Below are 14,107 nucleotides of genomic sequence, written 5' to 3'. Positions count from 1 at the left end.
CTGTTGGTTGATTACCTGCAAGCAACAACCATACCCAAGTCGTAACGATCTAGTCAAAAACACTTTCTTTATGAAGCCAAAAGCTGTGAACATGCAGAAAAACAAAACCCGCCTGTTCGGCGGGTTTCGATTCAATTAACGCTAGCGTTACTGGCTGCGCAGATCATACATCGCCTTTTCGCTAATCGCGTGCCAGGCATTAACCTTCTCGCGGAAAGCCTGCATCGAATCCCATACTTCGCGGTTAAGCGGATTTGCTGCAGCGGTTTCTTCCAGCACATCCATGGAGATATCGCGCAGGCGATCCAGGACCGAGTCAGGTAAACGACGAAGCTCAACGCCGTGCTCATTGACCAGGGTATCCAGTGCATCCGCATTGCGCTTGGTGTACTCATCCAGCATGGCCTGGTTGGTCGAGCGCGCCGCTTGCTTGACGATGTCCTGCAGGTCACTGGGCAACTCGGCGAGTTTTTGCTGGTTGATGGTCAACTCCAGCACCGCGCAAGGCTCCTGCCAACCGGGGTAGTAGTAATACTTGGCTGCCTGATAGAGTCCAAACGCCAGATCGTTGTAGGGGCTAACCCAGTCAGTCGCATCAATCACGCCCGTCTGCAACGAGGTGAAGATTTCACTGCCGGGCAGATTGACGGTGGTAGCACCGGCGCGGGACAGGACTTCGCCGCCAAATCCGGGCATGCGAATCTTCAGACCCTGCAGATCATCCAGACTGTTGATCTCTTTATTGAACCAACCCGCCATCTGCACGCCGGTATTACCGCAAGGCAAAGGCAATACACCCAGCGGCTCGTAGGCACGCTGCCAGAGTTCGAGGCCGCCACCTTCATATAGCCAGGCATTCATTTCCTGAGCATTCAGACCGAAAGGTACTGCGGTAAAAAAGGGCGCCGTCGCACTTTTACCTTTCCAGTAGTAGGCAGCACTATGACCCAGCTCGGCAGTGCCGCTGGAAACCGCATCAAAGACTTCCAGCGCAGGAACCAGCGCACCTGCGGCGAACACCTGAATACTCAACCGACCATTCGACATGCGCTCGACCGTGTCGGCGAAACGCTGCGCGGTGGTACCCAGACCGGGAAAGTTCTCCGGCCAGGAGGTGACCATCTTCCAGCGAAAGCGTTGCTCGGCTTGCGCAGCGCCAGCTGTGCCCGCTGCGGAAGCAGCCTCATCCTTGCAACCTGCCAGAGCTGCAGCACCTAAACCCAGCCCGGCGGCGGTCAATAACTTACGACGTTCCATAAAACGGCTCCAAGCTTCAGGCTGCCAGCGACAAGGCGTCGGTGCAGCACTTAATTAATTTTCTCGCGAGGCAGCCTCTACGCCGCACGCAACGTTCCTGTACTTGGCAATGCTTGCAACCCTGTATTCGCCTAATCCGGGCAGCGGGTTCAACAACTGCACGGCCAGCTTGCTGCTTGAAGCTTGTCGCTCCAAGCTGAAGTCGCCTACAGCGGCTCGAGCTTGGCGTAAGCCACCATCAGCCACTTGCTGCCTTCATCATCAAAATTGACCTGAATCCGCGCCTGCGCGCCATGACCCTCGTAATTGAGTACCACGCCCTCACCAAACAAAGAGTGCATTACCCGCTGGCCCAGAGAGAAGCCGGTGCTCTCATTGGCGTCAGCGGCAAAGAGCCCGGTCTTGCCAGGCCCAAAAGGCCGACTAACCTGATTACCCAAGCGCACTTCCTGAATCAGCTCAGCCGGTATTTCGCGGACAAAGCGTGAGAGCTTGTTGAATGTTTCACTACCGTACAAGCGACGTGTCTCAGCCCAGGTAATCACTAACAGCTGCATAGCCCGGGTAATACCCACATAGGCCAGACGACGCTCCTCCTCCAAACGGCCGGGATCTTCCAGGCTCATCTTGTGCGGGAAGAGCCCCTCTTCTACCCCGGCCATAAACACCAGTGGAAATTCCAGACCCTTGGCGCTGTGCAAGGTCATCAGCTGCACACTGTCTTCAAAACGATCGGCTTGGGTTTCGCCAGCCTCGAGCGAGGCATGCGCAAGGAACGCCAGCAGCACATCGCCCTCCTCGTCTTCATCCGCCATATCGTTTTCGAAGGCTCGTGCAGCTGAGACCAGCTCTTCCAGGTTTTCGACGCGCGCCTGTGCTTTTTCGCCTTTTTCCTGCTCGTGAAAGCGCAGCAGGCCGCTGTTTTCCATGGCGATTTGCGCTTTACTATAGAGCGGTACGCCTTCGGCACGCTCGCTAAGCTCCTCGATCAGCACCTGAAATGCCTGCACCGCATTGGCCGCGCGACCAGGCAGGCCCTTGTTATCGAGCAAATCACAGGCAGCCTGCCACATAGAAACATCCTGCTCGCGAGCGTGCTGACGGAGCATCTCGACCGTTTTATCGCCGATGCCGCGAGTCGGCACATTGATGATGCGCTCCAGTGCACCATCGTCACCACGGTTACCGATCAACCGCAGATACGCCATGGCATTCTTGATCTCGGCACGTTCGAAGAACCGCTGACCGCCATATATGCGGTATGGCACACCACTGCGCAGTAGTGCCTCTTCCAATACACGCGACTGAGCGTTGGAGCGGTAGAGAATAGCGATCTCGCTGCGACTCATTCCATCGCGCACCGCCTGCTCGATGCGTTCAACGATGAACCGGGCCTCATCCTGCTCGTTGAAGCCCGCGTAAAGGGAGATAGGCTCACCGTCGTTACCGTCGGTCCACAGCTGCTTGCCCAATCGACCCGCGTTATTGTCGATGAGTGCGTTGGCTGCCTTGAGGATGGTCGCAGTAGAGCGGTAGTTCTGCTCCAAGCGAATCATCTCGGCGTTCGGGTAATCGGTCTGAAACTGCTGGATGTTTTCAATGCGTGCGCCGCGCCAGCCGTAGATAGACTGGTCATCGTCACCCACGACCATCAGACTGGGGCTCTTGCCGGCCAAATGCCGCAACCAGGCGTACTGCACCGCATTGGTATCCTGAAACTCGTCCACCAGCATGTGCTTGAAGCGCGCCTGATACTGCTCACGCAGGGTCTGATTGTCGCGCCACAGCTCCAGCGAACGCAGCAGCAGCTCAGCAAAATCCACCGCACCAGCGCGGGCACAAGCCTGCTCGTAGGCGGTATAAATACGCACCATGGTAGTTAGATACAGATCGCCGGCGGGCTGAATATTCTGCGGACGCAGGCCTTCGTCTTTCTGTCCGTTGATCCACCACTGTGCCTGTTTGGGCGCCCATTGGTTCTCATCCAGGCCCAGCTCGCGAATCACTCGCTTAACCAGCCGCAGCTGATCATCACTATCGAGAATCTGAAACTGCTCGGCCAGCCCGGCCTCGCGCCAGTGGGCCCGCAATAACCTATGCGCCAGCCCATGAAAAGTGCCGACCCACATGCCCTGCGGCGAAATACCGAGCATTTGCTCGATACGCCCGCGCATTTCATAGGCAGCCTTGTTGGTGAAGGTGACCGAAAGAATGCTCCAGGGCGAGGCCTTTTCGACCTCGACCAGCCAAGCAATACGGTGCACCAGCACGCGGGTTTTGCCGGAGCCGGCACCAGCCAGCACCAACTGTTGACCGAGGCTGGCGGAGACCGCCTGGCGCTGGGCGTCATTTAAAGAATTAAGCAGGTGGGAGATATCCATCGCGGTATTCTACCAGCGACCACTCAATGCTCGAAAGCGTAAGCTGTATCTGCCGTGCCAGACGCGCTCGTAACAGCTTTTTAATTACGTGGGGCTGTGCCGGAGCAGAACGCTGGTGTAAGGTTGGGTAGCTAAACCCGTTGTTAGCTACCAGAGTTTTCAATGATAAAAAGAAACGCGCAGCGTTCCGGGAATTCCACCTCGTCATGACGAGCTACCGCGCCAACCAAGCCTCTTTTTCTGCTGCCGACCTACGGTTACAGCAAATGAACCAGCTGTACGCGTACTCGCGCCTGCCGCAGTGGCTAATCCTCTGTGCCGCCTTGCTGATTGTGCCGCTGCTGTGGCCACACCGCAGCGCGACCAGCCTGCTTGGTTGGCTGGCGATCATCATTTTATTGGGCCTACTACGGCAACGGCTGGTCAACCGCTACCATGCATGCCAACCCAGAGATCGTCTGCGCGCTCGTTGGCGCCTGTACTTCCACCTTGGCAATATCGCGTCGGGCCTTTGCCTGGCTTGGGTCTATCTCGGCTTGACGCCGCTGGGCGACTTTTCGCTCCAGGCGCCCGTTTACAGCTTGGCTGGCGGCGTTGCGTTATGCGTTGGGGTCATTTACGCCAGCCGCTTTCCGGCCTTCGCCTCCTTCATTATCCCCGCCTGGCTGCCGCCGGTGCTGTTTCTGTTCGCGCAAAACAATGAATACAGTCAAGCCTGGGCCGTGATGGGCATGATTCTGTTTGTCTGTATTCTGCTCTGCGCCGCCTTTATCCACCGTTCAGTACTGGAAGCACTGGTCAGCAACCTGCGCAACGAAACCCTGGTTGCCAACCTGAGCAGCACACAACAACGCAGTGAAGAATTGAACCAGCAACTGACCCGGGAAATAAACCAGCGTCGCAATGCCGAGCAGTCACTGCGCGACAGTCACGACGACCTGGAGGCGCGAGTCAAGGAGCGGACAGCCGAACTGGAGCAAGCCACCCAAGCGCTGCAAGCCAGCAAAACGCAGCTTAGTCTGGCCATGGAGGCTAGTCAGCTGGGGCTCTGGGATTGGGATTTATTGACCGATCAGGTGTTTCACTCACAAATCGATACCATCTTTGGCATTGAGCAGGATGAAGGCATGAGCATGCTGCTCGACCTGAAGCCGCGCCTGCACCCAGCTGACGCCGCCATGGTACGCAAGACACTGGTGCGTCATATGAAAGGCGATACCGACGCCTATCGTATGGAATACCGGGTACTGCACCAGAATGGCCAATGGGTCTGGGTTGAGGATGCCGGGCAAGTGGTCGAGCGCGATGCCGACGGCCGCGCCATCCGCATGATAGGTACGCGCCGCGACATCACCGAACGCAAGTATCAACACGAGCAATCGCAGCTGGCATCTACGGTGTTCGAGGCGACATCTGAGGGCATCTTCATTCTTGCCCCGGATATGAAAATACTTGCTGTTAATCAGGCCTATAGCGTCATCACCGGCCGCTCCAGCGCAGACGCCGTAGGCCAGAATATTCTAGAGCTGGCCGGACACAAGCTGAAAAGCCAATTCAAGAACCTGAAGCAATTCCTCAATGGCAAAGACCGCTGGCAGGGCGAACTCACGGCCAAGCGGCGCAGCGGCGAACACTTCCCCATTTGGCTACAGCTGACGGTGGTAAGAGACCGCGGCGGACAGATTACTCATTACGTCGGTTTCTTCGCAGACCTGACAACACATCGCCAAACCGAAGAGCAGCTCCAGTACCTGACCAACTACGATGCCTTGACCCAACTGGCCAACCGTAAACTGTTCAACGAGCGTCTGCAGGACGCCACCAGCCGCGCCCGTCAGCAAAAACAGCAGGTTGCGCTGTTGCACATTGACCTGGATCGTTTCAAGCAGATCAACGTTACTCTGGGGCACGCGCTGGCCGACAGCCTGCTGCAGCAGGTAGCTAAAAGACTGAGTGCAGCGGTACAACCGCAAAACCTGTTGGCGCGCCTTTCCGCAGACGAATTTGTGGTGATTGTTGAACATCCGGAGAACGAGCAGGCCCTCTCAATGCTGGCCAATACCCTGCTGCACCGGTTGCGCGAACCCATGCTGCTGGGCGAACAGGAACTGGTCATGACCGCGTCCATTGGCATCAGCCTGTTTCCGGCTACGGCAAGCGACAGCCTATTGCTGATTACGCAAGCCAATCAGGCCATGCAGCATGCAAAACAACTCGGCGGCAATAACGCGCAGTTTTTCACCCACGAGCTACGCGCCTACAGCCTCGACCAATTGCAGCTGGAAAACCAGTTACGCAAGGCTCTCGAAGACGACCAGTTGATCGTCTACTACCAACCCAAGCTGCACCTGGCCACGGATCGCATCCGCAGTGCCGAAGCTCTGGTGCGCTGGCAACACCCTGAACGCGGCCTGGTCATGCCGGGCGAATTCATCAACATTGCAGAAGAGTCCGGCATGATAGTGGCGCTGGGCGATACCGTGCTGCGGCAAGCCTGCAAACAGGCGAGCCAGTGGTACCGGGAGGGTCCAACAGCGGTAGCCGTTTCGGTCAACCTGTCGGTACAACAACTGCGGCAGGAGGGTTTCGCTCAGGATGTTGCGCAGATTCTGCAGGCTACCAGCTTACCCGCGCACCTTTTGGAGTTGGAGCTGACGGAAAGCATGCTGCTGGAGCATAGCCCCACGGTCTCGGCCAATATTGCCGCCCTGAAAGCGTTGGGCATCACGCTCTCGGTAGACGATTTTGGCACCGGCTACTCTTCACTGGCCTACCTCAAGCGCTTCCCGATCAGCACCCTGAAAATCGATCGCGCTTTTGTCGCCGAGCTGGATGAAAAACACAGTGACGATGCCATCATCCTCGCTATCATCGCGATGGCGCATAGCTTGTCACTGACGGTAGTGGCTGAAGGTGTAGAGCACGAAAGCCAAATGGCCTTCCTCAAGGCCAATGGTTGCGATGAGGTACAGGGCTACCTGATCAGCCGGCCGATTCCAGCTGATGAGTTCAGCATGCTGCTGAACAGCAGCAATGAGATGCCAATGCTCAGTAGCCGCTACTGAGTTGCCCAAAACGCCTTAACGCCTAGCTACGCTGGTCCAGCCAGGCGTGCCCCTGGCGTTCCAGCAGACTGTCGGCCGCATCAGGCCCCCAGCTACCGGCCGGGTAACGTTTTGGTGAGCGATAGCAGTCCTGCCAGCCTGCAATGATCGGATCGACCCAGCGCCAGGCGGCTTCTATCTCGTCGCGACGCATGAATAGCGTAGCGTCACCCTGAATCACGTCCAGCAGCAGCCGTTCGTAGGCATCCCAGCGGCGACGCTTGAAGGCATCGGCGAAATCCAGGTCCAGATCTACGTTCTGCAAACCCATGCCGCGTCCTGGCGATTTGGCCATTAACGACAGACGAATACCTTCATCCGGCTGCAGACTGATAACCAACCGATTGTTTTCCGGGTTATCACCGCTACGCGGGAACAGACGATAGGGCACCGGTTTGAATTGGATAACAATTTCCGATTTACGCTGCGCCATAGACTTGCCCGTGCGCAGATAAAAGGGCACCCCGGCCCAGCGCCAGTTATCAATTTCGGTTTTCAGCGCAACGAAAGTTTCTGTATTGCTGTCATGGTCTACGCGCTTTTCAAAGTAATAGGCTGGCAAACGCTCGCCAGCATGCTCACCCGCCGCATACTGACCACGCACGGTACGGTCCTGCACATCCATGCCGGTAATCGGCCGTAGCGCCTCAAGAATCTTGAGTTTTTCGTTACGCACCGCTTCGGGCTCAAAGTGCACCGGCGCTTCCATGGCCACTAGGCACAACAACTGCAATAGATGGTTCTGCACCATGTCACGCATGGCGCCAGCACGGTCGTAGTAGTCGCCGCGATTCTCCACGCCAACGCTTTCCAGCACACTGATCTGCACGTGATCAATATGCGCGTTGCGCCAGAGCGGCTCAAACAAGGCGTTGCCAAAGCGCAGCGCCAGCAGATTCTGTACCGCTTCCTTGCCCAGGTAATGGTCAATCCGGAAGACCCGCGACTCATCGAACACTGCGCCAATCTGATCATTGATCTGGTTAGCGGTAAGCAAGCTTTCGCCCAGCGGCTTTTCCAATACGACGCGCGCATACTCATCAGCAAGGCCAACCGAGGCCAGATGTTTTACCGTGGGTGCAAACAGGCTCGGCAGGGTGGCGAGATAAAACACGCGCACGCGCTCACTGTCTTTCTTCAGCAATTTTGTCAGTTTGGGGAATTCGACACGCTGACTGACATCCAGCGACAGGTAATCCATACGCGCAGCAAAGCTTTCCCAGCTGCTTTGCTCGAAGTCACTACGCGCCACATACTGGCTGACATGGCGCTTGGCAAACTTGCGATAGCTCTCTGCCGAGTGCTGCGCTCTTGCCAGTGCATAGATACGCGTACCTTCGTGCAGATGACCATCGCGATGCAGGTAGTAAAGCGCCGGCAACAACTTGCGCATTGCCAGGTCACCGGTGCCGCCAAACACCACCATGTCACAGCTGATACCGTCTTGCGCCGCCACATCACTCTCCCGGAAAACAGCGCCCACAGCGTTTTTGTAGTATAACTACAAGATTGATCGCCTACGGGCACCAGAAACAGATGTTTAACTACACCACTGCAGCCACTCACTCGCAGCCTAACATGAAGCCATCGTGAATCTACTCCAACACATAGCCGCCAGCCGCGACCTGCTCCGAAAGTCCGAGCTCAAGGTGGCTGACTACGTGTTGGCGCAGGCGGCACAGGTAATGCACTCGTCCATGGCCGACCTGTCACAGCATGTCGGTGTCAGTGAGCCGACCATAGTACGCTTCTGTCGGGCTATCGGCTGTACCGGGTTCCAGGATTTGAAACTCAAGCTGGCGCAGAGCCTAGCTGCTGGCGCCAGCTTCGGCCAATTCTCGATTAACGAAGATGACAGCGTCGACACCCTGTCACACAAGATCTTCGATACCACGCTGGCTACCCTGATGGATGTGCGCGAACGCCTTGATCCGCAGGCGATTGAGCACGCAATTGATGCTTTGACCCAAGCCCGCCGCGTCGAATTCTACGGCTTTGGTGCCTCAGGCGCGGTCGCCAGTGACGCGCAGCACAAGTTTTTCCGCCTGCAAGTATCCACTGCGGCTTATTCCGACCCGCACATGCAGGCCATGTCCGCCGTCACCCTTGGCCCTGAAGACGTCGCCGTGGCTATTTCGCAGACCGGCCGCACCAAGGATTTATTGCACTCCGCCAACCTGGTGGTAGAGACCGGCGCGACCCTGATCAGCCTCTGCCCTAGCCGCACACCGCTGGCTGAGCTGGGCCGCATTCATATCCCGATTGATGTGCCCGAAGATACCGACATCTACACGCCGCTGTCCTCGCGTATCGCCCACCTGGTGGTCATCGACGTATTGGCAATGGGCATGGCGATGCGTCGCGGTCCAGAACTGGTCAATCACCTGAAAAGTGTCAAGCGCAGCCTGCGTGGCCTGCGCCTCTCGAACAAGTCGCGCGGTGAAGTCAGCGAATAGGCGCCGCACGTGGTAACGCCAGCGAGATCAGCGTTGCCGTTATCAGTAGCCCGCAAGACCACCCCAGGCAAGCCACCAGTCCGGCGCTCTGATAGACCCACCCTGAAAGCAGCGTACCCAGTAGCCGTCCCAGGGCGTTCGACATGTAGTAAAACCCAACATCCAGTGACACGCCATCGCGCCGGGCACCGGCCACGATCAAGTAACTGTGCAGCGATGAATTGACCGCGAACACCACACCAAATAGCAGCAGCCCACCCAGCAATATCCAGACATTTGCACCCTGCCACAGCAAACCCAGGGCAATCAGTCCGGGCAGTACGCTGAGCCCTGCTACCCAGTAGGCCGCGACGCGGCCGTCCGGCAGCCTGTCTCTGCGCTCGGTGAAGCGCGGCGCCTGCGTCTGCACCAGCCCGTAACCGATCACCCAGCAAGCCATAAAACCGCCTACTTGCCAGAAGTCCCAGCCAAATACACTGCTTAGATAGACCGGCAGTGCGATCACAAACCAGACATCGCGCGCCGCAAATAGAAACAGCCTAGCCGCCGAGAGCAGGTTGATGGTTCGGCTTTTTGACAGCAGTTCACGGAACTTGGGCTTGCCACTGGCGCGCCCCAGTTCACGCTTGAGCAACCGTCGGCTGAGTAGCCAAACCAGCGCCAGCAGCAGGGCGAGCAAAAGCACCGCGCCAGCAAACCCCAGGGTTGTAAGCAGCACCCCGCCGAGAAAGAAACCCAGCCCCTTGAGCGCATTCTTCGAGCCGGTCAGCAGCGCCACCCAACGATAGAGCGCGCCCTGCTGATCATCCGGCAGCAGCAGCTTGATGCTGCTTTTTGCGCTCATCTTGTTCAGGTCCTTGGCGATGCCCGAGAGTGCCTGCGCCGCCATTACCCAAACAACAGTAAGCGCAGACGCCGGTACGGTGAGCATCAGCAAAGCAACTACCTGCAACAACAGCCCCAGATTCATAGTGCGATTCAAGCCAACACGCGCACCCAGCCAGCCGCCCAGCAGATTGGTAACCACCCCAAAAATTTCATAGAACAGAAACAACCCGGCCACCTGCAGCGGGCTATAGCCGAGCTGATGGAAGTGCAGCACAACCAGCATGCGCAAAGCGCCGTCGGTCAGGGTGAAAGCCCAATAATTGCCGGTTACGATCAGATACTGCCGCACCTCGGCGGAAAGCTGCGACAGCCACTGCATCGGTTAGCCCGCCTGCCCGACCAAGCGTGCCAGCTCGACCAAACGATTGCTGTAACCCCACTCATTGTCATACCAGCTATAGATTTTTACCTGAGTGCCGTTGACCACCATGGTGCTCAATGCATCAATAATCGAGGAGCGCGGATCGGTACGATAGTCGATGGAAACCAATGGCCGCTCCTCATAACCGAGAATGCCCTGCATAGCGCCGACCGCCGCAGCCTTGAACAGCTGGTTGACCTCCTCGACGCTGGTTTCCCGAGCTACCTCAAAGACGCAATCGGTCAGCGACGCGTTGGCCAATGGCACGCGCACGGCATGGCCATTCAGCTTGCCGCGCAACTCGGGAAATATCTCGGCAATGGCCGTCGCCGAGCCGGTGCTGGTCGGAATCAGGCTCATGCCGCACGCCCGCGCACGACGCAGATCCTTGTGCGGCTGGTCGAGAATACTCTGGGTGTTGGTCACATCATGGATGGTGGTAATAGAGCCGTGCTTGATACCCATGGCTTGGTGAATCACCTTGACTACCGGCGCCAGGCAATTGGTGGTGCAGGAGGCCGCCGTCACTATGCGATGCACCTGGGGATCAAACAGATGGTCGTTTACCCCCAGCACCACGTTCAGCACCGCGCTCTCTTTTACTGGCGCGCTGACCACCACGCGCTTCACGCCCTGATCGAGATAGCCCTGCAGCACAGCGCTGGTCTTGTTTGCGCCGCTGGCCTCAATCACCAGATCACAACCGGACCAGTCGGTATCGGCAATTGCACGATTGGCGGAGAGCGGCAAATGACGGTTGCCGATCACCAGGGCGCCCTCAGCACCCCGGGCTTCGTGATGCCAGCGGCCATGCACCGAATCGAAATTCAGCAGATGTGCGTGGGTCGCGGCGTCGCCGCCGGGATCGTTGATCTGCACAAACTCCAGCTCCGGCCAGTCCCATGCGGCGCGTAGCGCCAGTTTGCCGATACGCCCAAAGCCATTGATACCTACCTTGATGCTCATAATCTGTCTCCTGAAACGGGCAAAGAAAGCGACGCGTGCAACGACGCACTACCTTGAGTATGGACCCAATCAGTCGCAGCAGCCGGAGGGCGGCAAACGCGCAATACTCTCGGCCAGCCAAGCTACGTTGCCAGCGGCGCTGTGATCGAGCACCTCAGTAACCCAGCTCGGCAGCGTGACCGCCAATCGATAATAAACCCAGTGCCCTGCACGCCGGTCACTCAGCAAACCGGCGCTGCGCAGCAGTGCCAGGTGACGCGAGACCTTGGGCTGGCTGGCCGCAAGCGCTGCGGTGAGGTCACAGACACAGAGCTCACCGCGCTGCGCCAGCAACAGGCAGATACGTGCCCGAGTGTCATCAGCCAGGGCTTTAAACAGCACAACAGGGGTAAGGGTGGACATGGCGCACTCACAGCAGGGAATAAACACAATATACGGATTCCCATATATACGGTAAATCGTATATTTAGAGACTTCATATAAAGTTCATATAGCCAGGCCCCTGCATAGCGGCGCTCTGATCAGGCATAATTCGCTGCCTGTTACCTTTGAGGATGCCCCCATGCCCGTCGCCATGGCCCGCCATATTCTGGTTAAAACCGAAGCCGAAGCCGCCGCACTCAAGCAGCGTATTGCCGCCGGCGAAGCCTTTGATGTGCTGGCAAAGAAGCACTCCACCTGCCCATCAAAGAAACGTGGTGGCGATCTGGGTGAAGTAAGACCGGGGCAGATGGTCAAGGCGATTGACCAGATCATCTTCAAAAAGCCACTGAAAGTGGTACATGGGCCGGTAAAAACCCAGTTTGGCTATCACCTGGTGCAGGTTTTTTACCGCGACTGAGAGTCGCTACCAGGCGGATAGTGAATCAGGTCGTGGAACACCGCCGGGGCACTGGTGGGGTTACGATAGCCATGTGGCTGGTCGGCGGCAAAACGTACCGCCTCCCCCTCACCGAGGCGTTGCCAAACGCCTCGCACCAATAACTCCATCACCCCACGCACGACCACCACGTGCTCGACCACACTCTGGCTGTGCGGTTCTGACAGCCGCTCGTAGCCCGGCAGCAGGGTGAACTCGAACAGCTCGAAACCATAGCGCGCATCAAAGGGAAACAGCGGTGCCATTAACATGGCATCGGCAGTTGGCCGCTGACGCAGCGCATCGGCACTGCGCAGAGTGACGCCGCGCAGTTCGGCCGGAGCAGGCTCCAGAAAACTCGACAGCGAGGTGTCGAAACCACTGGCAATCTTCCACAGTGTCGCCACTGTCGGGCTGGACTCACCCCGCTCGATTTGCCCCAGCATGGCCTTGCTGACCCCACACTCACTGGCGGCGCGATCGAGACTCCAGCTACGATCATGGCGCAGCTGACGCAACGTATCGGCCAGATACTGATTGATTTCCTGCATGGACAGTCCGGTTATAAAAGGGGAAAACAGCTTAGCAATTTTCTTTTGTGCGTTATAGCGCACAATGCTAGCATCGGCCATTCGTGCGCTATAACGCACAGCCGCTTATCAAGGATAGTCACATGCTCAAGGCCTGGTTCAACCCGTCTCACATTGCCGCTGGCTTCATCGCCGTGCTGGTGGGTTATACCAGCTCTGCAGTGATTATCTTCCAGGCCGCCGAAGCGGCAGGCGCGTCACCGGATGAAATCAGCTCCTGGCTGTGGGCACTGGGTGTGGGCATGGCCTTCACCAGTATCGGCCTGTCGCTGCGCTATCGCTCCCCCATACTGATTGCCTGGAGCACACCGGGCGGCGCGCTGCTGGCCACCGGCTTACCGGGCTTCAGCTTGAATGAAGCCATTGGCGTATTTCTGTTCAACGCCGCGCTGATCACACTCTGCGGCCTGCTCGGCTGGTTTGATCGCATCATGCGCTTGATTCCTGCCTCACTGGCAGGCGCCATGCTGGCTGGCGTGTTGCTGCCCTTTGGCCTGAATCTGTTTGTGGCGCTGGAGCAGCAAACCCTGATGGTCGGCGCCATGCTGATCACCTACCTGCTGGGCCGCCAGTTGCTACCGCGCTACGTCGTGCCACTGGCCCTGCTGGTTGGCGTCGTCATCGCGGCGCTGGGGAGTCAGCTGCATATGGATGCGCTGGACTGGTCCATGGCGCAGCCGGTATGGACCACACCGGCTTTCTCGTTGACCGCGCTGATCGGCGTGGGTATTCCCATGTTCATCGTCACCATGGCCTCACAGAACGTCCCCGGCATGGCAGTACTGCGCGCCAACGGCTATCAGGTGCCGGCTTCTCCGCTGATGACCACGACCGGCATCACCGGGCTATTGCTGGCACCGTTCGGTGGCTACACCTTCAATCTGGCCGCCATCAGTGCGGCTATCTGTGCCGGCAAGGATGCCGATCCCGACCCTAGCCAGCGCTACCGGGCAACCATCTGGGGCGGGCTTTTCTACCTGCTGACCGGGCTATTCGGCGCCACTGTCGCCAGTCTGTTCGCCGCCTTTCCGCAGGCCCTGATCATGGCTATCGCCGGGCTGGCCCTGCTCGGCACTATTGGCAACAGCCTGGCCAGCGCCCTGCACGAAGAGTCACAGCGCGAGGCCGCCTTTCTGACTTTTCTGGTAACCGCCTCGGGCTTGTCGCTGTTCCATATCGGCAGCGCTTTCTGGGGGTTGCTGCTGGGCATGCTGGTACTGCAACTGATGCGCAGACGCGGTTAGC

General features: G+C 58.0%; 11 protein-coding genes. 4 read left to right on the top strand and 7 right to left on the bottom strand.

All coding sequences use genetic code 11. From position 1 onward, the window contains the following. Nucleotides 1-147 precede the first annotated feature (147 nt). Nucleotides 148-1,257, bottom strand: a complete 1,110-nt coding sequence (locus EF096_RS02805; RefSeq protein ID WP_123888099.1) for a TRAP transporter substrate-binding protein — start codon at nt 1,255-1,257, stop codon at nt 148-150. 206 nt (nt 1,258-1,463) lie between these two features. Next, nucleotides 1,464-3,638 (bottom strand): DNA helicase II, encoded by a 2,175-nt coding sequence (gene uvrD / locus EF096_RS02800; RefSeq protein WP_123888098.1) that lies wholly within the window; start codon nt 3,636-3,638, stop codon nt 1,464-1,466. Between the two features lie 266 nt (nt 3,639-3,904). Between uvrD and EF096_RS02795 the strand changes: the two genes are divergently transcribed. Beyond that, nucleotides 3,905-6,703: a putative bifunctional diguanylate cyclase/phosphodiesterase gene (locus tag EF096_RS02795; protein WP_235869617.1), complete on the top strand. Its 2,799-nt coding sequence runs from the start codon at nt 3,905-3,907 to the stop codon at nt 6,701-6,703. Between the two features lie 22 nt (nt 6,704-6,725). On the opposite strand, the gene zwf is transcribed toward EF096_RS02795, so the two are convergent. Further along, nucleotides 6,726-8,168, bottom strand: coding sequence for a glucose-6-phosphate dehydrogenase (zwf, locus tag EF096_RS02790; protein ID WP_123888264.1), 1,443 nt, complete (start codon nt 8,166-8,168; stop codon nt 6,726-6,728). A gap of 163 nt (nt 8,169-8,331) precedes the next feature. On the opposite strand from zwf, the gene hexR reads away from it, so the two are divergent. Then, complete coding sequence (gene hexR, locus EF096_RS02785; RefSeq protein ID WP_123888096.1) at nt 8,332-9,198, top strand: transcriptional regulator HexR; 867 nt, start codon at nt 8,332-8,334, stop codon at nt 9,196-9,198. On the opposite strand, the gene arsJ is transcribed toward hexR, so the two are convergent. The 3 genes from arsJ to EF096_RS02770 form a co-directional block, all read right to left on the bottom strand. Further along, complete coding sequence (gene arsJ / locus EF096_RS02780) at nt 9,188-10,405, bottom strand: organoarsenical effux MFS transporter ArsJ (protein ID WP_123888095.1); 1,218 nt, start codon at nt 10,403-10,405, stop codon at nt 9,188-9,190. The genes hexR and arsJ overlap by 11 nt on opposite strands. Before the next feature lie 3 nt (nt 10,406-10,408). Next, complete coding sequence (locus tag EF096_RS02775; protein WP_123888094.1) at nt 10,409-11,413, bottom strand: ArsJ-associated glyceraldehyde-3-phosphate dehydrogenase; 1,005 nt, start codon at nt 11,411-11,413, stop codon at nt 10,409-10,411. 69 nt (nt 11,414-11,482) lie between these two features. Next, nucleotides 11,483-11,815 (bottom strand): metalloregulator ArsR/SmtB family transcription factor, encoded by a 333-nt coding sequence (locus tag EF096_RS02770; protein ID WP_123888093.1) that lies wholly within the window; start codon nt 11,813-11,815, stop codon nt 11,483-11,485. Nucleotides 11,816-11,975: 160 nt separating this feature from the next. On the opposite strand from EF096_RS02770, the gene EF096_RS02765 reads away from it, so the two are divergent. Next, entirely contained in the window at nt 11,976-12,254 is a 279-nt protein-coding gene (locus tag EF096_RS02765) for a peptidylprolyl isomerase (RefSeq protein WP_123888092.1), read from the top strand. Here the strand turns inward: EF096_RS02765 and EF096_RS02760 are convergent. Continuing rightward, nucleotides 12,242-12,823, bottom strand: coding sequence for a helix-turn-helix domain-containing protein (locus EF096_RS02760; RefSeq protein WP_123888091.1), 582 nt, complete (start codon nt 12,821-12,823; stop codon nt 12,242-12,244). The two genes, EF096_RS02765 and EF096_RS02760, sit on opposite strands and share 13 nt — an antisense overlap. Nucleotides 12,824-12,945: 122 nt before the next feature. Between EF096_RS02760 and EF096_RS02755 the strand changes: the two genes are divergently transcribed. Further along, nucleotides 12,946-14,106 carry a benzoate/H(+) symporter BenE family transporter gene (locus EF096_RS02755; RefSeq protein ID WP_123888090.1) on the top strand — a complete coding sequence of 387 codons (1,161 nt, stop codon included), beginning with the start codon at nt 12,946-12,948 and terminating at the stop codon, nt 14,104-14,106. The last annotated feature ends 1 nt before the right edge of the window (nt 14,107 follow it).

It is taken from the genome of Pseudomonas neustonica (genome assembly GCF_003797945.1).
Taxonomy (GTDB): Bacteria; Pseudomonadota; Gammaproteobacteria; order Pseudomonadales; family Pseudomonadaceae; genus Halopseudomonas; species Halopseudomonas neustonica.
Note: the sequence above shows the minus strand (reverse complement) of the source record. Positions and strands in the feature narration are given on the sequence as shown.